Source organism: Actinoallomurus spadix (assembly GCF_024055725.1).
Taxonomy (GTDB): domain Bacteria; phylum Actinomycetota; class Actinomycetes; order Streptosporangiales; family Streptosporangiaceae; genus Actinoallomurus; species Actinoallomurus spadix.
The window spans coordinates 137,946-158,443 of record NZ_JAMXMX010000010.1 but is presented as its reverse complement, the minus strand read 5'-3'; the positions used below and the strand labels follow the sequence as shown (position 1 = coordinate 158,443).

The window sequence follows — 20,498 nt, the reverse complement described above, 5'->3', positions numbered from 1 at the left end:
CCGGACCGCGGGCGGATCGAAGGGAAACGGTGTCGTGAGAAAGCGACGGAGAAGCGCGCTCGCCGCAGCCCTCGGCATGGTGTCGATCCTGCTCATGAGCGTCTTCACGGGCACACCGGCGTGGGCCCACGGAGCGTCCATGCAGCCGGGCAGCCGTACGTTCCTGTGCTGGAAGGACGGCCTCACCTCGACCGGGGAGATCAAACCCCAGAACCCGGCGTGCGCGGCCGCCGTCGCGCAGAGCGGGACCAACTCGCTCTACAACTGGTTCTCCGTGCTCCGGTCCGACGGCGCGGGCCGTACGCGGGGCTTCATCCCCGACGGGCAGCTGTGCAGCGGCGGGAACCCGAACTTCTCCGGTTTCGACCTACCCGGCACGGACTGGCCGGTCACGCACCTGACGAGCGGCGCGAACTACCAGTTCCGCTACAACAAGTGGGCGGCGCATCCCGGCTGGTTCTACCTGTACGTCACGAAGGACGGCTGGGACCCGAGCAAGCCGCTCACCTGGGACGAGCTGGAGACCGATCCGTTCCTGACCGCGGACCACCCGGCGGACACCGGCCCGGTGGGCAGCGTGGACGGCTACTACTACTGGTCCGGCAACCTCCCGGCGCACAAGACCGGCCGGCACATCATCTACTCCGTCTGGAAGCGCTCGGACAGCAACGAGACGTTCTACGGCTGCTCCGACGTCGTCTTCGACGGCGGTAACGGTGAGGTCACCGGCGTCGGCAACGGCGGTGGCGGTGGCACCGGGGGCGGCGGTGGCACCGGTGGCGGTGGCGGCGGCACGAGCACGCCGTGCACCGCGACGTTCAAGACGACCAGCAGCTGGTCGGGCGGCTTCCAGGGCGAGATGACGGTCAGCAACCCCGGAACCACTCCTCTCAACGGCTGGACCGTGAGCTGGATGCCGGCGAGCGGCCAGACCATCAACAGCGTCTGGAACGGCACGCTGACCGTCAGCGGGGACATGGTCACGGTCCGGAACACCGACTGGAACAGAACGGTGAACGGCGGTGCGTCGACCACCTTCGGATTCGTCGCGAACGGCTCCGCGGGCGCGTCGATGATCTCCTGCACCAGCCCCTGACCCGCGGACACGGCGCGGGGAAGCACTGCTCTCCCCGCGCCGTGTCATGCGCCGGCGCATTTCCCGAAACACCCCCTGGAGGAACCAGCATGTCCTCGCCACTCCGGCCGAGACTCGCGGCCGTCCTGGCGCTGGCCCTCGGCGTGCTCCTGGCGCTCACCGCGACGGTGATGCGCCCGGCGTCCGCGGCGTCAACGCTCGACCAGCTCGCCAAGGCCAAGGGCAGGTACTTCGGCTCGGCCACCGACAACTCCGAACTGTCCAACAGCGCCTACACGGCGATCCTGGGCGGCGGTGAGTTCGGGGCGACCACCCCGGGCAACTCGATGAAGTGGGACACCACCGAGCCCTCCAGGGGATCGTTCAACTTCAGCGGCGGCGACCAGATCGTCTCCTTCGCCAAGAGCCACAACATGATCGTGCGCGGCCACAACCTGGTCTGGCACCAGCAGCTCCCGAACTGGGTGTCGAGCCTGCCGAGCAACCAGGTGCAGGCCGCGATGGAGAACCACATCACCACCGAGGTGACCCACTACAAAGGTCAGCTCTACGCCTGGGACGTGGTGAACGAGCCGTTCAACGAGGACGGCACCTTCCGCACCGACGCCTTCACCAACGCGATGGGCAACGGCTACATCGCCGACGCGCTGCGCACCGCGCACGCCGCCGACCCGGACGCCAAGCTCTACCTGAACGACTACAACATCGAGGGCCTCGGCGCGAAGAGCGACGGCATGTACAACCTCGTCAAGTCGCTCAAGCAGCAGGGCGTCCCGATCGACGGCGTCGGCTTCGAGGGCCACCTCGCGATCCAGTACGGCTACCCGACCAACATGCAGCAGAACATGCAGCGCTTCGCCGACCTCGGTGTGGACGTCGCCGTCACCGAACTCGACGTGCGGATGCAGTTGCCCGCCGACACCAGCAAGGTCAGCACCCAGGCGCAGTACTACACGGACGCCGTGAAGGCATGCCTCGCCGTGACCCGCTGCGTCGGCATCACGATCTGGGACTACACCGACAAGTACTCCTGGATCCCCGGCACCTTCAGCGGTGAGGGCTCGGCCCTGCCCTGGGACGAGAACCTCAACAAGAAGCCGCAGATCTACGGCGCGATCAGCACCGCGCTCGGCGGTACGGACGACGGCGGCACCCCGACGCCCCCGCCGCCCGGCAGCTGCAAGGTCGCGTACTCGGCCAACGACTGGGGGACCGGCTTCACCGCGAACGTCACGATCACCAACGGCAGTACGGCCATCAACGGCTGGACGCTGAAGTTCTCGTACGCCGGCAACCAGAAGCTGTCCCAGGGCTGGAGCGGCACCTGGTCCCAGTCCGGCGGCACCGTCACCGTCACCAACGCGAGCTGGAACGGCGCCCTGGCCGCCGGCGCGTCGACCTCGGTCGGCGCGAACTTCACCTACAGCGGCTCCAACTCGGCCCCGAGTTCGTTCACCCTCAACGGCACGGCCTGCGGCTGAGTGCCACCGATCGTCCCCCCGGGGGCCTCGCGTGCGGAGGACCGAGGCCCCCGGGGCGACACCACGTCACTCGTACGAGGCGCCCGCACTGTCACCGGCGACGAGGCGGTCACCAGGCACAGGCACCGGCCGCGTCACCGCGGACGCGGCGGCCGCCCCGTCGGCCGCCACTCGGCCGTCGGCCAAGGCCACGACCTCGCATTGATGATCGCGCGGGTCAACTCCTCGGGGTCGAGCGCCTCGATCAACCGCCACCCGGAAGGCGGCGGTACGAGGGCCCACCACGACCTGGTGTACGAACCGAACCAGATCGGCATCCCCGGGAACCGCCGACGCAGGACGCCCAGTGCGTCGGCGCTCACGGACGTTGGTCCGGCCGTTCGGCGCCCACGTCGAGGTACGCCACGATTTCGGCGGCCGCCCCGGCCGGATCGCCCACCGGATGACGCATCTCGTCGACGCGACGCCAGACGAACGCGTCGTCTTCGATGCCGATCCAGACCCTGCCGCCGGTGAGGCACGCCCGGACGGACAGGGCCGGCCGGGCGTCGCTCAACCCCACATACAGTCCGGATCCAGCGAGTGCCTGGCACAAACCGGTCAGTGCGCGGATCTTTCGTTCGCTGTCCACCTGGCTCCTTTCGATCGCTCGGGATCGCGCTCTTCACGGTCGGGCATCGGACGCCGTGAAATGGACCCGGATCTGGGAAGGCAGGTGCGAACAGGCGCGGATCGGTGTGTTCGGTGTGCTTTAGTTTTTGCCTGGCGTCACGATTAAGGTTGTCACCGTGACACCCCCTGACGGCAACGCTTCCTGGGCGGACACCCCATGACGGTCATCACCGACGAGGACAACTGCAAAGCGGGCAAGCCGAATGAGAAACTGAAGGATCTCCTCGAAGAAGTCGGGTGGCGCCCGGAAAGTCTCGCGCGCCGTATTAATGCGGCCATATCAACAATGCGCCGGGAGAACCGCCAAATCCACCATAAGACCCCCTATCGTTGGCTGAACCGTGGCGAGGTCCCCCATGCGCCGGTTCCCGAGGTCGTGGTGTGGCTCCTCGCCGACGCCACTGGACGCGACCTGACGTTCGACCAGGTGTGGCCCCGCGGAGCACCGCGTTCTTCGCTGCTCTTGCCCGCCGACCACCGCCTCGATCTACCCTGGGACGCGGGCGGTTTGCTGCGTCTCCTGGAGGAGTGGTCGCATCCGATGCTGACCCGGCGGACGTTCATGGCGGTCTCCGGTATGACGCTGACGCGCCATGCGTGGCAGTGGGCCGAGGCTCCCGTTCCGGCTCTTGCCTCGGCCGTGCGAGAGGGAGACCCCGTCACCGCGCCGATGCTCGAACTCGTCGAGGAGATCGTCGCGCGATGCCGCCGGCTGGACGAGCGGCACGGCGCGGCAGGTGCCGCCTTCGTGGCCGACCAGTTCGCCTGCGTGTCACGGTTACTCCGGCGGTCCCGGTACGACGCGCGCACCGGTCGGCGGCTTACCTCGGCTCTTGCCCAGCTCGCGCAGACCTCCGGTTTCATGGCGTTCGACTCCGCCCGGGACGGCGAGGCGCAGCGCTGGTACCTCGTCGGTCTCCGTGCGGCGCACGCCGCCGATGACCGCGCTCTGGCTGCGAGCATCCTCGGCCTGATGAGCAACCAGGCGACGGAGACGGGCAGGACGGGTGACGCGTTGCAACTCGCCACGGCCGCGCAGGAAGCGGCCTCGCAGGGGCCTTCGACGGTGCGAGCGCTCATCGCCGCGCGCAGTGGCCTCGCCAGCGCGGTGGCAGGTGACTCGGCGACCTTCCAGCGTTTGCGGGAGCAAACGCTGGAGTTGATCGACGACGCGAAGGACCGGGGAGAAGCCGTTCCTGATTGGGCGGGTTACGTCACCCGGACCGAACTCGACGCGATCGCTGGGCGGGGCATGGTCGTTCTGGCCGGTCAGATGCCGACGCGCCGGCGCCGTCTCCTGGCGGAGGCTCAGGATCTGCTCAGCGGCCGGGCGCGGACCGATCCGTCCGGAGAGCCGCAGCGGTCCGCGCTCCGGCACGGAGCATGGCTGGGGCTGGCCCATGTCCACGCCGGAGACCTCGACCAGGCCGTGGCCGCCGCGCGTCGTGCCGTCAACCGGCTGCCCGGCGTGACCTCGGCCCGTAGCACGGACCTGCTGCAGCGACTCGGCCGTGAACTCGCCCCACACGCCCGCCGGTCACCCGAGGTGAAGAACCTCCTGCGCGACCTCGAGGGAAGGCTGCCGACGTGAAACGTGCGCCCACGGGGCGGAGGGAGAGGGGGCGCGACCGTCGTCTCGTGCTTTGAGGAGTACGGCGGCCGGGTGGTCAGGGGAAGCGGACCTCGACGTCCAGACCGCCTTCCGGGCGGGCGTGCGCCGTGACGGTGGCGTCGTGGGCGGTGGCGATGGCGCGGACGATCGACAGGCCCAGGCCGTGGCCGCCGTCATCGCGGGCCGTACGCCCCCCGAGGCGCTGGAACGGCTCGAACAGCTCCGCCACCCGGTCCGGCGGGATGACCGGGCCGGTGTTGCGCACCCGCAGGACCGCCCGCCCCGTCTCGGTCGCCGTACCGACCTCGACCCGGCCGCCGGGGACGTTGTGGCGGACCGCGTTGTCGAGGAGGTTCGCGACGAGGCGTTCGGCGAGTGCCGGGTCGCCGGCGGCCGGCGCGGGAAGCGTCCGCGCCTCGATCCGGAGCCCGAGCCGATCGACCTGGGGCCGGGGGGCGAGCAGCGCCTGACCGGTGAGCTCGCACAGGTCGAAACGCTCGCGGCGGTCCAGCCCCCGTTCGCTCGTCGCCAGGGTGAGGAGCGCCTCCAGCAGGCGTTCCTGCTGCTCGCCGATGGCCAGCACGCGTTCCGACGTCGCCCGGAACGCCGGGACGTCGGCTTCGCGGTCGGTGAGCGTCTCCTCCAGCAGCGCGTGCCCCAGGGTGAGCGGGGTGCGAAGCTCGTGCGCGGCGTTGGCGACGAAGCGCTTGTGCGCGCCCAGCGCCGTCTCCAGCCGGCCGAGGAGGCCGTCGACGGTGTCGGCCAGGTCCTTGAGTTCGTCGCGGGGGCCTTGGACGGCCAGCCGTTCGTGCACGTTGCGCGCGGAGATCCGCCGGATCGTGAAGGTCATCGTCCGCAGTGGGCGCAGCACCCGCCCGGCGACCAGCCAGCCCAGCACGACCGACACCAGCATCATGATCGTCAGCGCGATGCCGGACTGGACGAGCAGGGCGTGCATCTGGGCCGCGTGCTGCCGGGCCACCTCGGCGTCCAGCTGCGTGGTGAGGCGCTGCAGGTCGGGCGGAACGGGCTGCTTCGGGAAGATCCCGCCGCCCGAGGTGGCCGGTCCGATCTGACCGGTCCGGTAGATGACTCGCCGCGGTCCCGTGGCGTGACGGACGAGCAGGTAGGTGATCGCGAGCAGGATGGCGCCGGAGACGGCGAACAGCGCGCCGTACAGGGCGGTGAACCGGAGGCGTACGGTGCGCGGCCGCAGACCGGCCGGGACCCGGGGACGAAGCAGCGTGAGCATGGGGGCCTTCAGATCCGGTAGCCGCCCCGGGGGACGGTCTCGATCACGGGTGGGGCTCCGAGCTTCGACCGCAGGCGGTTGATCGTCGCCTTGACCGTCGTGGTGAACGGGTCGGTCGCCTCGTCCCAGACCCGTTCGAGCAGTTCCTCGGCGGGCACGACCCGGCCCTGCGCGCCGAGCAGGTACTCCAGCACCGCGAACTCCTTGGGGCTGAGGGCCAGGCGTGCGCCGGCGCGGAAGGCGGTCCGCTGCGCGGGGTCGAGCCGTACGTCACCGCGCGCCAGCACCGGCGGCAGGGCCGGCTGCGCGCGCCGGGCGAGCGCGCGGACCCGCGCGATCAGTTCCGCGTACGCGAACGGTTTGGGCAGGTAGTCGTCGGCGCCGAGGCTGAGCCCCTCCACCCGGTCCGCGATCGTGCCCGACGCGGTCAGCATCAGGATCCGAGTGCGCGGTCCCTTCTCGATCAGGGCGGCGCAGACCTCGTCACCGTGGACCTCGGGGAGGTCCCGGTCGAGCACGACGACGTCGTAGTCGGTCAGCGAGGTGCGGTCGAGGGCGTCCCGTCCGTCGTAGGACACGTCGACCGCCATCCCCTCACGGCGCAGCACGCGCGCCACCGAGTCCGCGAGTTCGACCTGGTCCTCCACGACCAGCACTCTCATCCGCGTACGCCCCGCGGCCCGGGCAGGGTGGTCTGGTCCATGCGGTCAGGATGCCCGACGACCGGTCACAGGTCGGTCACAGCGGCTCGCACCGGGATGTGACCGGCCGATCCGTACAACTGGCCTCACGACGAACGGCCGCCGGGCCACGACGGTCCGGTGGCGTCGACCTGAAGAGAGGCCGGGACATGAACGACGCAGCCGGTATGCGCATCACCCCGATCACGCCGCGCCGGATCCGGCGCGGCCGCTCGCTCGCCGCGGTACTCCTGATGGCCGGGTTGGCCCTCACGGCCTGCGGGGGCGGTTCCGGGGGTTCCGCCGGTGCTTCGAGCTCCGCGGCGGCCGGCCGTGGTGGAGGCGCCGCGAAGGGCGCGGACTCGGGGAAGGCGGTCAAGTACTCCGAGTGCATGCGTAAGAACGGCGTGCCCGACTTCCCCGACCCGCAGGACGGCAAGATCCAGATCAAGGCGGGGCCGGGCAGTGACCTGAATCCCGACTCGCCGCAGTTCAAGGCCGCCGACCAGAAGTGCAAGGCATACGCGCCGAACGGCACCGGGATGGGCGCCCAGGACAACACCGCGATGCTGAAGTTCGCCGAGTGCATGCGCAAGAACGGCGTGCCGGACTTCCCCGACCCGGAGGGCGGGAAGATGATCCTCAAGAAGGGCGGCGGGGTCGATCCCGACTCGCCGCAGTTCAAGGCGGCACAGAAGACCTGCCAGAAGCTGATGCCCGGCGGCCTCCAGTGAGTGCGGAGATCCGTGACGCCGTCGGTGAGGCGGAGGTCCCCGGCTCCGACACGTCCGGCCGCACGGCACCGCGCCGGCGGCGGCGCCGGTTCGCGCGCGTCGGCGGCGCCATCGTCGTCCTGGCGGTCGCGGCGGGCATCGTGATCTTCACCGCCGGTCCGTTCGGCGACCGGAAGAAGGCGCCTGGACCGACGACCGGCGGTGAGTCCCTCGCGTCCGTGCGGAAGGGCCCGCTGTCGTCACAGGTCGACCAGAGCGGAACCCTCTCGTACGTCGCCCGTGCCGACGGGACGCCGTACTCGGTCGTCAACCACGCGAACGGTGTCTACACCTGGGTGCCGCGGGCGGGCGACGAGGTCGAATGCGGGAAGGTCCTCTACTGGGTCGCAGGCACGCCGGTGCCGCTGCTGTGCGGCACGTGGCCCGCCTACCGCGACCTGTCCGAGGGCGACAGCGGCAAGGACGTTCGCGAGCTCAACCGCAACCTGGTGAAACTCGGTTACGCCGATGACTCGGACCTCGACCCGGATTCGAAGTACTTCGGTTCGGCGACCGCCACGGCGCTCGAGAAACTGCAGGACGAGATCGGCGCGGAGGAGACCGGGTCGCTGAAGCTGGGGTCCGCCGTCTTCCTGCCCGGCCCGCTCCGGATCACGAAGGCGGCGGCCCGGCTCGGCACGAACGCGCGGCCGGGGGAACAGGTCGCGCAGGCGACCTCGACCGACCGCCAGGTGACCGTGAACCTGGACGCGTCACAGCAAGCCCAGGTCAAGGTCGGGGACAAGGTGGAGATCACCCTGCCGGACAACCGCACCACCTCCGGGAAGGTCGGCCGCATCGGCGCGGTCGCGACCTCGTCCTCCGACCAGAAGGACTCGTCCGGCTCGTCCGGCGCGACGATCCCGGTGTACGTCACGCTCACGCATCCGAAGGACGCGGGCCGGCTCGACCAGGCACCCGTCCGCGTGCAGATCACGACCGGCGGCGTCAAGGACGCGCTGATCGTGCCGGTCACGGCGCTGATCGGTCAGGCCGGCGGCGGCTACTCGGTGGAGAAGGTCGACGCGCGGGGCGCGCGCGGCGTCGTACCGGTCACGCTGGGGCTGTTCGACAACGCCGACGGTCTGGTGCAGGTGTCGGGGAACCTCGCCCCGGGCGACCGAGTGGTGGTGCCCGCGACATGAGGCCGACGCGAGCGGCTCTGGAGCTGGAGGCGGTTACGAAGGTCTACGGGGAGCGGCCGCCCGTCCTGGCGCTCCGGGGAGTGACCTTCAGCGTCCGGAAGGGCGAACTGGTGGCGATCGTCGGGCCGTCCGGATCGGGCAAGACGACCCTGCTGCACGTCATGGGGACGCTGGAACGGCCCACCGGGGGCACGGTCCGGATCGACGGCGTCGACATCGACCGTCTCGACGACCGCGGCCTGTCGGCGCTGCGGGCCCGCAGCATCGGGTTCGTCTTCCAGCAGTTCTTCCTGGCCGAGCACTCCACCGTGCTGGACAACGTCGCCGACGGGCTGCTGTACGCGGGCGTCGAGGTCCGCGAGCGGCGGCGGCGGGCCCTGGCGGCGCTCGAACGCGTCGGCCTGGCCGACCGGGCGTCCGCCCGGCCGACCCAGATGTCGGGCGGGCAGCGGCAGCGCGTCGCGATCGCCCGGGCGCTCGTCGGCCGGCCGGCGATCGTGCTCGCCGACGAGCCGACGGGCAACCTCGACAGCGTCACCGGCGCCTCGATCATCGAGCTGCTGCACGAGCTCAACGCCGAAGGCGCGACGATCGTCGTGATCACGCATGACGCCGAGCTGGCCGCCGATCTGCCCCGCCAGGTGCACGTACGCGACGGGCGGATCGTCTCGGACAGCGCCCACGACCCGGACCCCGACGACCGGGCGACGCCCCGGACCACCGGCGCGCGCGTGCCCGTCGGAGCGGAGCAGGAGGACCGATCATGACGACGCTCGTCCCCGCCCGGCTGCGGCCGGGCGACCGAGCACGGGTGGCGAGCGTCGGGCTGCGGGCCCGGCGGCTGCGGTCGGCGCTGTCGGCGCTCGGGATCGCGATCGGCACGGCCGCGATCGTCGCGGTGCTGGGACTGTCATCATCGTCCCAGGCCGGCCTCCTGAGCGAGATCGACCGTCTCGGCACCAACCTGCTCACCGCCGAGAGCGGGCAGAGCTTCAGCGGGGACGCCGCTCGGCTGCCGCCTGAGGCGCCCGCCAGGATCTCGCGGCTGACGGCCGTGGAGCAGGTGGCCGACACCGCCACCATCGCGACCGCGAACGTGTACCGCAGTCCGCTGATCCCCCCGGTGAGCACCAACGCGCTGAAGGTCAGGGCGGCCGATCTCAACCTGCTGCCGGTGGTCGCCACCGGCGTCGCCCAGGGCCGCTGGCTGAACTCCGCGACCGCCACGAAGCCCGTCGTGGTGCTCGGCGCGGTCGCCGCGCAGCGGCTCGGGATCGACAGGGTCCGCCCGGGGCAGCGCGTCTGGCTCGGCGGCCAGTGGTTCTACGTCGCCGGGATCCTCCGGCCCGCGGTGCTGGCACCGGAGATCGACACCAGCGCCCTGATCGGTTATCCGGCCGCGCAGCGCTATCTGAACTACGCGAGCATCGTTCACGGCACGGTGACGCAGGGACCGCCGAGCACCGTCTATGTCCGTTGCCGGACCGATCAGGTCGACGCGGTGCATGAGGTGCTGGCCCGGACGGCCGACCCCGAGTCGCCGAACGAGGTCGACGTGAGCCGGCCGTCGGACGCGCTCACCGCCCGCGCGGCGGCGAGCGGGGCGTTCAACAGCCTGTTCCTGGGCCTCGGCGTCGTCGCGCTGATCGTCGGCGCGGTCGGGGTGGCCAACATCATGATCATCTCGGTGCTCGAACGCCGCTCGGAGATCGGTCTGCGCCGCGCCCTCGGCGCGACCCGGGGGCAGATCCGCGCGCAGTTCCTGTCCGAGGCGATCGTGCTGGCGTTCCTCGGCGGTGCGGTCGGGGTGGCGGCCGGTGTCCTGGCCACGGCCGTCTACGCCACGACCAAGCACTGGGCGATCGTCGTCCCCGCGGAGGCGTGGACGGGCGGCATCGGCTCCGCGATCCTCATCGGTGCCCTCGCCGGCCTGCTCCCGGCCCTCCGCGCCTCGCGGATGGCCCCGACGGAGGCCCTCCGCACGGTGTGACCCATACGGTCGTGATCGCTTCTCGCGAACGGGGACGAGTCCGCCTCCCGGCCGCCGCATCGGGCGGGAGGCGCTCGTACGCGTCCGGGGGCGGGACACACGTCTCGCCCCCGGACACAGGCGATCAGGGCTTCAGGCCGTAGGCGTGCACGATCGTCTGGTCGACGGTGCGCCCCGCGGTGTCCTCGGCGACGGTGCGGAGCGACACGTACCCGCTTCGCGTGCCCTGCGGGTTGCGCACCGTGGCCGTCCAGCCGTCCGTCGTTCTGGCGACCGGGGCGTTCGTCCAGGTCGCGCCGTCGTCGTAGGAGACCTGGGCGGTCATTCGGCGGATCACGGGCGCCGGTCCCTGCCCGTCGGTCCGCGCGTCGAGATCGATCCGCTGGGTGCCCGCCGGTGCGCGGTTGTCGTCGTCCAGCGGGGTGCGGTACAGCACGGAGAGCAGGGACGCCGTCCCGACCGCGTCACCGTCCGGGACGTTCGCGGAGAACGTCCAGACGACGTGCTGCCGCGTCGCGAGGTCCGACCAGGGGGCCTGGCGCTGGAGGTCGGTGGTGACCTTGTACGTACCCTGCCCCGGTGGCAGCGGGAACTCGCCGTAGCCCGGCTGGTCGCTCGTGCCGGTGACCTTCCCGGTGGCGTCCTGCAGTGTCGTCCGCCCGGTGACGCGGTCGTACGGGGCGATCCCCGAACTCGCCCCCCAGGAGCTCAGCATGGGCACCCAGAACAGCAGGGTGCCGTCGCCCGTCACGGCGTTGTAGTCGGCTCCGGGCCCGAGCGGCCCCGTCGTCCGGTCACGGGTGTACGTGCCCGCCTGCGAGAACCGCTCGGTGACACCCATGACGCCGCCCTCTTCGAAGGAGCAGTCCGGTCCGACGACGGTGTCGGTGTCCCAGCCGACGCCGGGGCTGAAGTACTCGGTCCTGACGGCGGGCATCGGGCCGACGCCCACGAAGAACCCCTCGTCGAAGCCTCCCCCCGGCAGGAGCGCGGCGGCGTGCGTGCCGGCGCAGCCGGGTTCGCCCTGCCGGGCGTAGCGGGTCCGTACGGCGGCCAGATCCGCCGTGCGGACGCGCAGCACGGGTTCGGCGGGAATGACCTCCGCGTCGGAGGTGCTCCCGGCGACGTTGTAGATGTACGGACTGCCCATGACCGCGCCGGCCTTCGTCAGCCGCCCCGCCATCAGGAGCGCGAGTCCCGGCGCACGGCCGGTCGGCGTGACGTAGGTGGGCGTTCCGTCGAGGAAGACGTTGGCGGTCGTCGTGGTCCGGCCGCCGATGTCCTGCACCACACGCGCGAGCCCTCCGCCCCCGTCTCCACCGGTCAGGCGGGCGTCCGGGCGGTCGGCCGCGATGGACATGGGGCGGCCCAGGCGGGCGTCCAGCGTCACCGTACGGTCGCGGTCGATGTCGAGGCGAGGCAGGTAGACGAGGGTCAGCGATCGCCCGGCGTCGGCCTGCGGCGTGGTGACGCCGGCTTCGACGACGTACTCGCCCGGCGGTAGTCCGGCGGTCAGGTGCCCGTCCTCGGCCTGGCCGTAGAGCGGCGTCGAGCCGTCCAGCGGAAGGAAGAACACGTTCTGCGCGTCGGCCGTCCGCGGGGCCGCTCCGTTGCGGTCGATGAGGTCGACGGTGAGCGTGTGCGTGCCGGCCGCGGCCGATGCGGCACGCACGCTCGAGAGCGGTTTCGACTTCCGCAGCATGCCGAGGGCGTCGCCGGTCGCGCCGCCCCGCGCGACCGGCGTGCCGCCGTGCACGGCGATGCCCCGGTAACCGTTGGGATAGGTCGCGCGGTCCGGCGCGTGGGCCGGGCGGGGAGCGGCGTGAGACGTGGGTAGCGGCCCGGTCGTCGCCAGGGTGAGGGCCGTCGCGACGGTCGCGAGGGTGGCCGTTCGTCTTCTCATCGGAGCCTTTCGTCGGCCGCCGGGCATGGCGGCATACCGTCCCGCGTGAACGGGAGCGGTGGGGGGTGGGGTGAGACGACCCTTCTCGGGTGGGGATGTCACCTGTTGTTGCCACAGCCGGTGACGTCGCTTCCCCGGATCCTTCGACCTCGACGGACGCTGTCGCCGGAGGGTCGTGGGAGCGGTCGTGCGGAGGACGCCGTTCGGCCATGCTCATCGCTCCGGTACGTCCCGCGTATATTCCTAGGCATATAGTGTCTCGGCAGGCACCTGGACGGAGGACACGATGAGCAGGGAACAGCGCGCGCGGATCGACGCGATGCTGCGGCGGTCCGGCGGTGACGGGCCTCGCTCGGTGGAGGAGCTGCGCGCCGGATTCAGGGCACTGATGGCCGGGATGATCGTTCCGCCGGGGATCCGTACCCGGGACGAGGTGCTCGGCGACCGGCGCGCGGTACGCGTCGAACCGGACGACGATCCGAAGGCCGGGACGATCCTGTACTTCCACGGCGGCGGCAACGTGTTCGGCTCACCGGAGACGGCGCTGTGCCTGACGGCGAACCTCGTGGTCAGGACCGGGTTCCGGGCCTTCTCCCTGGACTACCGGCTCGCCCCCGAGCACCCTTTCCCGGCCGCGATCGACGACGCGCTCAGCGCGTACCGCGCGCTCCTCGACGGCGGCGAGGACCCTTCGGCGATCGCGTTCGCCGGCGACTCCGCCGGAGGCGGTCTCACCGTCACCGCCTGCCTCGCCGCCCGCGACGCGGGCCTGCCCCTGCCCGCCGCGATCATGGCGTTCTCCCCCGGGCTCGACCACACCCGCTCGGGCGAGAGCATGCGGACCAAGGAGGGCATCGACCCGATCTTCACGCGGGCGGCCGTGCGGTACACCGGGTCCTTGTACCTCGCGGGGCGGGACCCGCACCATCCTCTGCTCAGTCCCGCCGTCCTGGCCGACCTGAGCGGATTCCCCCCGATGCTGCTGCAGGTGGGGACGAACGAGCTGCTCCTGGACGACTCGACGCGCCTGGCCGCGCGCGCCCGGGACGCCGGGGTGGACGTCATCCTGGACGTCACCGCCGACGCGCCGCACGTCTTCCAGGCGTACGTCGGCGTCCTGGACGAGGCCGGCCAGGCACTCGATCGCGCGGCCTTCTTCCTCGGCCAGCACGTCCGCGCCGTGGAGACGGCACGCACGCCGGCACCTTAGGGAAGGAGCGGCCGGCGAGGCTCAGGCCGGCTGGTCGGCGGCCCGCCGGGGAGTCTGGAAGACGCGGACGATGTCGCTCATGCGCTCGGTCATGACCTGCTCGGCCCGCTCGACGTACCGGTTGCGCTCGGCGCGGTGCTGCGCCCACGCGGGGGCGGGCGGAGCGTTGCGGATCACCGCGTGCCAGCGGGCGGTCAGCTCGTCGAGCACCTGCCGGGCCTGCATGAAGGCGTGGCCGGGCAGGTCGACCTCGCGGGCCTGCCGCGCGGCCGTCTCCACCGACCGGTAGGCCTTGGCGGCCTCGGCCGCCTGGTTCTCCTTACGGCCGGGCGCGACCATGCTGACGACCGTGGCCAGCAGGGCGGCGGCCAGCGCCAGCCCGCCCGCGACGAGAGGGAACCGGTCACCGGCGAGGACCAGGCTGCCGGCCACCCCGGCGGCCAGGACGGCGGTCGACCCGAGCCACAGGTTGAGGACCCGCCAGATCTTCACCGTCTCGGCCTGGGCGCGCGCCGAGTGCGAGCAGTGCTCCTCGATCCGGTACAGCTCGGCGGCGACCGTCACGCGCCACGCGGGTTCGGCTCCGCCGAAGAGTTCGTTGTCGATCATGGCGTTTCCCCTCGAATACTCGCCGATGATGACGCAGATGATTCAGCGCGTCATGGCGCGGACGACGGGCGCACGACGGAAAACGGGAACGCCGTTGACCGAGGCATGGAACGCGGGCCGCAACGGCCTCCGCGCTGCGCGACTACGCGGTCCGCGCGTGACGCAGGTCGGCGAACATCTCGTCCCAGCGGTCCCCGACCTCGGAGCTCCGGTAGCGCAGCGCGGTCCGGCGGCCGTTCTCGGCGAGCCGGCGCAGCTCCTCCGGGTCGTCCATGAGGGACAGCAGGGCGTCGGCGAAGGCGTCGATGTCGCCGTCGGGCACCAGCAGCCCGTCCTCGCCGGACGTGATGATCTCGGGGGGACCCTGTGGGCAGTCGAACGACACCACCGGCACCCCGGCGGCGAACGCCTCAACGATCGTCATGCCGAACCCCTCGAACCGCGAGGTGATGACGTGGATCGACGCCTTGGCCAGCTCACCCTCGATGTCGTTCGTCGGCCCCATGAAGGCCACGTTGTTGTGCAGGTTCAGGCGGCGGGCCCGGCGGCCGAGCTTGTCGGCCTGGGTCCCCTGACCGTAGATGCGCAGTTTCCAGTCGGGACGCTTCTCGGCGACCTTGGCGAACGCGTCGAGCAGCCGGTCGTACCCCTTGACCCGGACGAGTCTGCCGGCGGCGATGACGACGCGGTTGTCCAGCCGGGACTGCGGACGCGGCCCGTCGGGCAGCCCGTTGCCGATCGTGTAGACCCGGGTCGGACTGCCCTCGAGCATCTGCGCGTACGCGGCGTGGTCCGCGTCGGTCAGGGTGACGACCGCGTCGAGCTTGGGGTACCAGGCGCGGATCTCTTCGAGGATGCCGGGCTTGTGCGCGCCGAAGTGCAGGTGTTCCTGGCCGATGAGGGTGACGCCCGCGGGGGCCAGCCTGGCTGCGGCGATGTTCAGCCCGGCCCGGGTGGTGACCAGTACGTCGGCCCGCAGGTCGGTGAGGTGCCGCGTCAGCACCCGGTCGCTCTCGGCGCTGAAGTTGTCGTACGCCCGCTCTTCCGGGTGCATCAGCGTGCTGGGCTTCTTGAGCCGGGAGGCGACGCCGAACCGCCACCACTTCCGGGTCTCCGGCCGGAGGTCGACCAGGCTGGACAGCGTCACCCGGTCGGAGAGCGGCAGGAACGGCGTGTCCCGGTGCCGGAAGACGCTGACGACCTCGACCTCGTGGCGCCGGGACAGCTCGTCCGCCAGGTTGAACGTCGCACGGATCGTGCCGCCCATGCCGTAGGCGTTCATGATGAGGATGGAGATCTTCACGACGCCTCCGCGTTCGGGACGACCGTGGCGGCGATCGCGAGCTGATCCTTGTCGGTGTAGTAGGCGCGCACGCGTACGCGGTCGGTCTCCCGCGCGACGTGCCGTGCCGGGAAGCGGACCTTGTTCTTCTTGTCCGGGATGTCGTCGATCCAGGTGGCGACGGTGAGCCCGCCGAGCCGCAGGTCCCAGAAGCCGCGCTCGGTCTCCACCGCGAAGGGGGCGATCGGGATCTCGGCGTGCCAGTGATCGCCGGTGACCGATACCGTCCCCGTGACCCGCTGCGCCGTCTTGCGCCGGGTGGCGACGATCTCCGCCGAGTCGGGGTTCGCACCGTATGCGAGGAACCCTTCGAGGGTGAGCTTCTCCTCGCCGGGGTGGACGGCGGTGACCTCGGCGTACGGCTCGACGGCCCGCACGTCGACGCGCAGGCCGCCCGAGCGGGCGCGGAAGGCCCGCAGTGCCCGGCGGCGGGCGCGGCGGGCGTACTCCACCAGGCCGTCGAGGGAGAAGCCCGGGTCGGTGGTGATGATCTCGGCGTCGGCCGCGTGGACCGACCAGGTGCCGGGGGTCAGGTCCAGTCGCGAGAGGTCGGCGGCCTCGCCGTCGAGGCCGACCGTGTGCGTGGTGCCCTCGCGGCGGAGGGTGAGCGTGGTCGCGTCGACCGGCGGTTCGGCCCAGCGGATACGAAGGACGTCGTCTGCGTCGAGCCGCGCCGACGCGGCGAGTGCGGCCATCGCTGGGGGGATCCCTTCGTCCTACTCCTGTGTCCGGACATGGAACCAACAGTCGGGTAAACGTCCGGCTAACCGCGTGTTGTGAGTCCGGGGATGATTCACAGTAAGGACGTCCGCAAGAAGATCTTGGTTTACCGAAGGCCGTCAGAGCGGCAGCTTCATGCCCTCGTGGGTCGCCGCGAAACCGAGGGACTCGTAGAAGCGGATCGCGTCCGTGCGGCGCTTGTCAGAGGTCAGCTGGACGAGGCCGCAGCCGCGCCGTCGCGCCTCGCCGATGGCCCACTCGATCATCCGGTGGCCGAGGCCCTGGCCCCGGTGGGCGCCGCCGACGCGGACCGCCTCGATCTGGGCGCGCTCGGTGCCCATGCGGCTGAGCCCGGGGATGAAGGTCAGCTGCAGGGTGCCGGCGACCTCGCCGTCGATGTCGGCCACGATGAGGTGGTTGCGGGGGTCGGCCTCGATGTCGGCGAAGGCGGCCCAGTAGGCGTCGACGTCTCCCTCGCGACCGGCGCCGATCGCGTCGTCGGCGAGGAGCGCGACGATCGCCGGAACGTCGTCCCTGGTGGCGCTGCGGAAGATCACGTCGGTCGGCACGTCCCGGAACTTTAGCGAGAATTGACACGACTCGCCGTAGTACTACATTGGGTAGTACTACGATTCGTCAAGAGGCCCGTCCGGAGACGCGCCGAAGCGCGCCCCGAGACCCTCGCGGCCTCGTTCGACCTGGAGGCAATCGTAATGATCGAGCACTGGACGGATCTCGCGGCCTGCCGAAGCGCCGACCCCGAGCTGTTCTTCCCGGTCAGCACCGCCGGGCCGGCCCTGGACCAGGTGGCCGAGGCGAAGCAGGTGTGCGCGAGCTGTCCCGTGGCGTCGGACTGCCTCGCCTGGGCGCTGCGCGCGGGCGAGTCGGCCGGCATCTGGGGCGGGACCACCCCCGACGAGCGGCGTTACCTGCGCCTGAAGCCCCTCCCCGCCGCGCCCGCCTGGCACTGAGACCGGCGCCCGGCGGCACCCGGGCCGGAAGCCGGCCGCGGGCCTTATTTCCCCCCGACCGCCCGCCGCGTACGGTTGCGCTATGACCGACTCGCCGATCACCGCTCGCTCCCCCCGCGACGGAATCGCCCACCACGCCGCGCGCGCGGTCAGCGCGTTGATCATCACCGTCGTGCTGCTCGGCGTCTGCTGGGCGCTGGAGGTCGTCAACTACGGCGGCGGTCTCACCCGGGACTACGGCATTCAGCCGCACAACGTGAACGCCCTGTGGCACATCTTCACGGCGCCGTTCCTGCACGCCAACCTCGACCACATCATGGCCAACTCGGTCCCGCTGGCGATCCTCGGCTTCCTGACGGCGCTGCGCGGCCTCGGCCGCTTCGTCACCGTCAGCCTGATCGTCATGGTCGTCAGCGGCCTCGGCGTCTGGCTCCTGGCAGCCTCGAACGTCGTGACCGTGGGCGCGAGCGGCCTGATCTTCGGCTACTTCGGCTACCTGCTGGCCCGCGGCTTCTTCGAACGCCGCATCCTGGACATCCTCCTCGGCGTCGTCATCGCCCTGGTGTACGGCACGATGATTTTCGGCGTGCTGCCCGGGCAGCCGGGGATCTCCTGGCAGGCCCACCTGTTCGGGCTGATCGGCGGCGTCCTCGCCGCCCGCCTGACCCGGAGCCGCAGCGGCCCCGCCGCGCTGCCGCCCGCCCTCTGACGCGCCCGCGGCCCAGCGCGCCCGCCGTCCGGTCCTCCGGCGCGTCCGCCGTCCATTGCGCCGCCGCGTAAGTAGTACGCCCGCTGTCAGCCGCGGACGCTGATGTCGGTGACGGTCGCGTCGCGCGGGGTCGTCAGCGCGTTGACGATCACCGTGGCGACCGTCGGCGCCGACATGTAGTCCGCCGGGTCGTACTCCCCGCCCTCCTGGTCGCGGACCTTGCGCTGCATCTCACTCGCCGTACGGCCGGGGTAGACCGAGGTGACCCGGATGTCCGGCTCCTCGTCGCGGAGCGCGTCGGCGAGGGCCCGCAGCGCGTGCTTGCTGGCGGCGTACGCGCCCCAGCCGCCCCGGGCGCGCAGCCCCGAGCCGGAGTTCACGAAGACGACGTGGCCGCGGGCCGCGCGCAACTGCGGCAGCAGCAGGCGGGTCAGCTCGGCGGGGGCCGCCGCGTTCACCAGGAGCTGTTCGACCCACGCGCCCGGTGGGGCCTCCGCGACCCTGCCCAGCTCGACCACGCCCGCACTGTGGACGACCCCGTCGAGCGGCGGGAGGCCGGCGTCGGCGAGCGCCGCCTCGATCCGCCGGGGATCGGACAGGTCCAACTCCAGGACGCGCACGCGGTGCTCGACCGAGGGGTGGGCCGTCGGCTCGACGGCCAGCGGGGTCGGATGGCCGAGCCGCGCCGCGGTCTCCGCCAGCCGCTCGGCCGACCGCCCGACGAGGATGAGCGATTGCCCGGCCTCGTACAGCAGGTCGGCGACCGCCGCGCCGATGCCGCCCGTGGCTCCGGTGATCAGGTAGGTTCCCACGACGTTCATTCTTCCCCGCGACGCTCAGGAGCGACGCAGCACCCGCGCGACCCCGGAGATCAGCGCGGTGGCGAGGATCCAGCCCGTGCCGGTCAGGGACCAGGCCAGCCAGCGGGACCAGCCGACCGGGTCCCATGCGGTGCGCTGCCCGAACGTCTCGATCGGCAGCATCAGGTCGAGCGTGTAGATCAGCGCGTGGAAGTGCGGCCGCTCGTCCGGCTGCTTGATCGTACGCGGGTGGTCGATGCTGAAGACCACGGTGCCGACGGCGACGAGCAGCGCCAGCCACACGGCGGCGATCCACGGCCGGTAGCCGTACCCGACGGTCCAGTCGAGCAGGACGCCCCACGTCTTGCCGACCGGTCCGAGGCTCCGCCGCCGGGCCCGCTGCTTGGCGAGCTGGCATTTGCGGGCCAGGTCCTCCCGGCCGATCCCGCGCAGCCAGGCGGCGAGCTGCTCGTACGGCTGCGGGCGGAACCCGTGCGGGTCGCGGGAGATCCAGTCGAGTCGCTGGCCCTCCTCGGGCTCCCCGCGCAGCGTCTCGTACACGAGGCCGTTGAGCCGCAGCCGTTCGGGCCAGACGTCGGGCCGGTCGAGGATGACGTCGATGCGGGAGTACCCCAGCGTGACCTCGCCCTGGATCGGCTCGCGGGGGATGAGGATCAGTTCCTTGACGGCGGCGTGGCTGAGGTGGAGGGCGCGCCGGCCGGGCGCGCGGATCGCGCCCTGGTCGAAGGAGAGCGTGCCGTCGATCCGCGCGCCGCGCAGGCGTACCGGCCCTTCGGCGGTGAAGCCCCCGCTGCACTCCATGCGGTCCTGGACGATCATGTTGTCGCCGTCCAGTACGCAGACGTCGTCGCGCAGCGTCGTCCCGTACATGAACAGGCCGCCCGTCATGCGGGCGCCGGTGAGGCGCACCTCGCCGGTGATGTCGGAGTTGCGGATGTACGCCCCGGCGTCGACCGTGAGCAGCCCCGCGTAGAGGGCGTACCCGCCGGGGTTGCGCAGGCGCACGTTGTTCATGCGGAACCCGCCGGACAGGGCCGCCCGCGTCAGCCGCACCTCGCCGTCGATCATCGACTCGGACAGGCTCAGGTAGCCGTCCACCTGGAGCCCGCCGCCGTCCAGCCCGGGGAACGCGCAGGCGTTCAGGCGCATCTGCCGGGCGCGGGCGTTGGAGAAGTCGGGGCGTTCTTCGAGAACGCAGTGTTCGAGGCGGAGTTCGCAGCCGACCTCGCCGCCGGAGACGTCGAGCACGCCGGTGACGCGCGCGCCGCGGAGGCGTACGGCGGGCACGTGCCCCGGTGCCGCCTCTCGGGCTCCGAGCAGGAGGGCCGAGATCACCTCGGCCCGGATCGTACGCTGCGGGGCGCCGGTGCGGGGCGGCCGTCCGTCGCCGAGCGACAGGAGCGTTCCCGTGGGGTACGCGTCCCAGAGCCGCCGTTCGGACGGGGTCAGCCGCAGTCGTCGCTCACCGTTCCGCCGCGCGCGGACACCGTTCCACCGATCGGCCACAGACGG

The 20,498-nt window shown here is 71.6% G+C and carries 20 protein-coding genes; 10 read left to right on the top strand and 10 right to left on the bottom strand.

Annotated features, from left to right (window positions below):
• Positions 1-34: 34 nt before the first annotated feature.
• Both NE235_RS17290 and NE235_RS17285 read left to right on the top strand, forming a co-directional pair.
• Entirely contained in the window at positions 35-1,096 is a 1,062-nt protein-coding gene (locus NE235_RS17290; protein WP_252804033.1) for a lytic polysaccharide monooxygenase auxiliary activity family 9 protein, read from the top strand.
• An 89-nt stretch (positions 1,097-1,185) separates the two neighbouring features.
• The gene (locus tag NE235_RS17285; protein ID WP_252804031.1) at positions 1,186-2,577 is read left to right on the top strand and encodes an endo-1,4-beta-xylanase; all 1,392 of its coding nucleotides are present in this window, start codon (positions 1,186-1,188) and stop codon (positions 2,575-2,577) included.
• Positions 2,578-2,935: 358 nt separating this feature from the next.
• Here NE235_RS17285 and NE235_RS17280 read toward each other — a convergent pair whose 3' ends face one another.
• Entirely contained in the window at positions 2,936-3,208 is a 273-nt protein-coding gene (locus tag NE235_RS17280) for a hypothetical protein (RefSeq protein WP_252804029.1), read from the bottom strand.
• Between the two features lie 198 nt (positions 3,209-3,406).
• Here NE235_RS17280 and NE235_RS17275 point away from each other — a divergent pair, with 198 nt between their 5' ends.
• Positions 3,407-4,840: a hypothetical protein gene (locus NE235_RS17275; protein WP_252804027.1), complete on the top strand. Its 1,434-nt coding sequence runs from the start codon at positions 3,407-3,409 to the stop codon at positions 4,838-4,840.
• Between the two features lie 76 nt (positions 4,841-4,916).
• Here the strand turns inward: NE235_RS17275 and NE235_RS17270 are convergent, their stop codons facing one another.
• Positions 4,917-6,113, bottom strand: a complete 1,197-nt coding sequence (locus tag NE235_RS17270; protein ID WP_252804025.1) for a sensor histidine kinase — start codon at positions 6,111-6,113, stop codon at positions 4,917-4,919.
• Between the two features lie 8 nt (positions 6,114-6,121).
• Positions 6,122-6,775 carry a response regulator transcription factor gene (locus tag NE235_RS17265; RefSeq protein WP_252804023.1) on the bottom strand — a complete coding sequence of 218 codons (654 nt, stop codon included), beginning with the start codon at positions 6,773-6,775 and terminating at the stop codon, positions 6,122-6,124.
• Positions 6,776-6,963: 188 nt separating this feature from the next.
• Here NE235_RS17265 and NE235_RS17260 point away from each other — a divergent pair, with 188 nt between their 5' ends.
• The 4 genes from NE235_RS17260 to NE235_RS17245 are packed head-to-tail and all read left to right on the top strand — an operon-like array spanning position 6,964 to position 10,701.
• Complete coding sequence (locus tag NE235_RS17260; RefSeq protein ID WP_252804021.1) at positions 6,964-7,527, top strand: hypothetical protein; 564 nt, start codon at positions 6,964-6,966, stop codon at positions 7,525-7,527.
• Entirely contained in the window at positions 7,524-8,711 is a 1,188-nt protein-coding gene (locus NE235_RS38220) for a peptidoglycan-binding protein (protein ID WP_252804019.1), read from the top strand. The genes NE235_RS17260 and NE235_RS38220 overlap by 4 nt, the downstream gene beginning before the upstream one ends.
• Complete coding sequence (locus NE235_RS17250) at positions 8,708-9,478, top strand: ABC transporter ATP-binding protein (RefSeq protein WP_252804017.1); 771 nt, start codon at positions 8,708-8,710, stop codon at positions 9,476-9,478. The genes NE235_RS38220 and NE235_RS17250 overlap by 4 nt, the downstream gene beginning before the upstream one ends.
• Positions 9,475-10,701, top strand: a complete 1,227-nt coding sequence (locus NE235_RS17245; protein ID WP_252804015.1) for an ABC transporter permease — start codon at positions 9,475-9,477, stop codon at positions 10,699-10,701. The genes NE235_RS17250 and NE235_RS17245 overlap by 4 nt, the downstream gene beginning before the upstream one ends.
• 124 nt (positions 10,702-10,825) lie before the next feature.
• Here NE235_RS17245 and NE235_RS17240 read toward each other — a convergent pair whose 3' ends face one another.
• Positions 10,826-12,604 (bottom strand): hypothetical protein, encoded by a 1,779-nt coding sequence (locus NE235_RS17240; RefSeq protein ID WP_252804013.1) that lies wholly within the window; start codon positions 12,602-12,604, stop codon positions 10,826-10,828.
• Between the two features lie 286 nt (positions 12,605-12,890).
• Between NE235_RS17240 and NE235_RS17235 the strand changes: the two genes are divergently transcribed.
• Complete coding sequence (locus tag NE235_RS17235) at positions 12,891-13,814, top strand: alpha/beta hydrolase (RefSeq protein ID WP_252804011.1); 924 nt, start codon at positions 12,891-12,893, stop codon at positions 13,812-13,814.
• A 21-nt stretch (positions 13,815-13,835) separates the two neighbouring features.
• On the opposite strand, the gene NE235_RS17230 is transcribed toward NE235_RS17235, so the two are convergent.
• The 4 genes from NE235_RS17230 to NE235_RS17215 form a co-directional block, all read right to left on the bottom strand.
• The gene (locus NE235_RS17230; protein ID WP_252804009.1) at positions 13,836-14,423 is read right to left on the bottom strand and encodes an SLATT domain-containing protein; all 588 of its coding nucleotides are present in this window, start codon (positions 14,421-14,423) and stop codon (positions 13,836-13,838) included.
• A 142-nt stretch (positions 14,424-14,565) separates the two neighbouring features.
• Positions 14,566-15,726 carry a glycosyltransferase family 4 protein gene (locus NE235_RS38215; protein WP_252804007.1) on the bottom strand — a complete coding sequence of 387 codons (1,161 nt, stop codon included), beginning with the start codon at positions 15,724-15,726 and terminating at the stop codon, positions 14,566-14,568.
• Positions 15,723-16,460: a hypothetical protein gene (locus tag NE235_RS17220; RefSeq protein ID WP_252804005.1), complete on the bottom strand. Its 738-nt coding sequence runs from the start codon at positions 16,458-16,460 to the stop codon at positions 15,723-15,725. Before NE235_RS17220 ends, NE235_RS38215 begins: the two co-directional genes overlap by 4 nt.
• A 144-nt stretch (positions 16,461-16,604) precedes the next feature.
• Entirely contained in the window at positions 16,605-17,054 is a 450-nt protein-coding gene (locus NE235_RS17215; protein ID WP_252804004.1) for a GNAT family N-acetyltransferase, read from the bottom strand.
• 144 nt (positions 17,055-17,198) lie between these two features.
• Between NE235_RS17215 and NE235_RS17210 the strand changes: the two genes are divergently transcribed.
• Positions 17,199-17,456 carry a WhiB family transcriptional regulator gene (locus tag NE235_RS17210; RefSeq protein WP_252804002.1) on the top strand — a complete coding sequence of 86 codons (258 nt, stop codon included), beginning with the start codon at positions 17,199-17,201 and terminating at the stop codon, positions 17,454-17,456.
• 82 nt (positions 17,457-17,538) lie between these two features.
• Positions 17,539-18,165 (top strand): rhomboid family intramembrane serine protease, encoded by a 627-nt coding sequence (locus NE235_RS17205; RefSeq protein ID WP_252804001.1) that lies wholly within the window; start codon positions 17,539-17,541, stop codon positions 18,163-18,165.
• 86 nt (positions 18,166-18,251) lie between these two features.
• Here the strand turns inward: NE235_RS17205 and NE235_RS17200 are convergent, their stop codons facing one another.
• Together NE235_RS17200 and NE235_RS17195 are read right to left on the bottom strand one after the other, a co-directional pair.
• On the bottom strand, positions 18,252-18,977 hold the full coding sequence (locus NE235_RS17200; RefSeq protein ID WP_252803999.1) for an SDR family oxidoreductase: 726 nt from the start codon (positions 18,975-18,977) through the stop codon (positions 18,252-18,254).
• Between the two features lie 24 nt (positions 18,978-19,001).
• Positions 19,002-20,492, bottom strand: a complete 1,491-nt coding sequence (locus NE235_RS17195) for a translocation/assembly module TamB domain-containing protein (RefSeq protein ID WP_252803997.1) — start codon at positions 20,490-20,492, stop codon at positions 19,002-19,004.
• Between the last annotated feature and the right edge of the window lie 6 nt (positions 20,493-20,498).

Excerpts from the sequence above, each read along its gene's own strand:
- NE235_RS17235 (WP_252804011.1), top strand. The coding sequence starts at position 12,891 with ATGAGCAGGGAACAGCGCGCGCGGATCGACGCGATGCTGCGGCGGTCC.
- NE235_RS17240 (WP_252804013.1), bottom strand. The coding sequence starts at position 12,604 with ATGAGAAGACGAACGGCCACCCTCGCGACCGTCGCGACGGCCCTCACC.
- NE235_RS17260 (WP_252804021.1), top strand. The coding sequence starts at position 6,964 with ATGAACGACGCAGCCGGTATGCGCATCACCCCGATCACGCCGCGCCGG.
- NE235_RS17285 (WP_252804031.1), top strand. The coding sequence starts at position 1,186 with ATGTCCTCGCCACTCCGGCCGAGACTCGCGGCCGTCCTGGCGCTGGCC.
- NE235_RS17205 (WP_252804001.1), top strand. The coding sequence starts at position 17,539 with ATGACCGACTCGCCGATCACCGCTCGCTCCCCCCGCGACGGAATCGCC.
- NE235_RS17245 (WP_252804015.1), top strand. The coding sequence starts at position 9,475 with ATGACGACGCTCGTCCCCGCCCGGCTGCGGCCGGGCGACCGAGCACGG.
- NE235_RS17275 (WP_252804027.1), top strand. The coding sequence starts at position 3,407 with ATGACGGTCATCACCGACGAGGACAACTGCAAAGCGGGCAAGCCGAAT.
- NE235_RS17220 (WP_252804005.1), bottom strand. The coding sequence starts at position 16,460 with ATGGCCGCACTCGCCGCGTCGGCGCGGCTCGACGCAGACGACGTCCTT.
- NE235_RS17210 (WP_252804002.1), top strand. The coding sequence starts at position 17,199 with ATGATCGAGCACTGGACGGATCTCGCGGCCTGCCGAAGCGCCGACCCC.
- NE235_RS17230 (WP_252804009.1), bottom strand. The coding sequence starts at position 14,423 with ATGATCGACAACGAACTCTTCGGCGGAGCCGAACCCGCGTGGCGCGTG.
- NE235_RS17250 (WP_252804017.1), top strand. The coding sequence starts at position 8,708 with ATGAGGCCGACGCGAGCGGCTCTGGAGCTGGAGGCGGTTACGAAGGTC.
- NE235_RS17265 (WP_252804023.1), bottom strand. The coding sequence starts at position 6,775 with ATGAGAGTGCTGGTCGTGGAGGACCAGGTCGAACTCGCGGACTCGGTG.
- NE235_RS17270 (WP_252804025.1), bottom strand. The coding sequence starts at position 6,113 with ATGCTCACGCTGCTTCGTCCCCGGGTCCCGGCCGGTCTGCGGCCGCGC.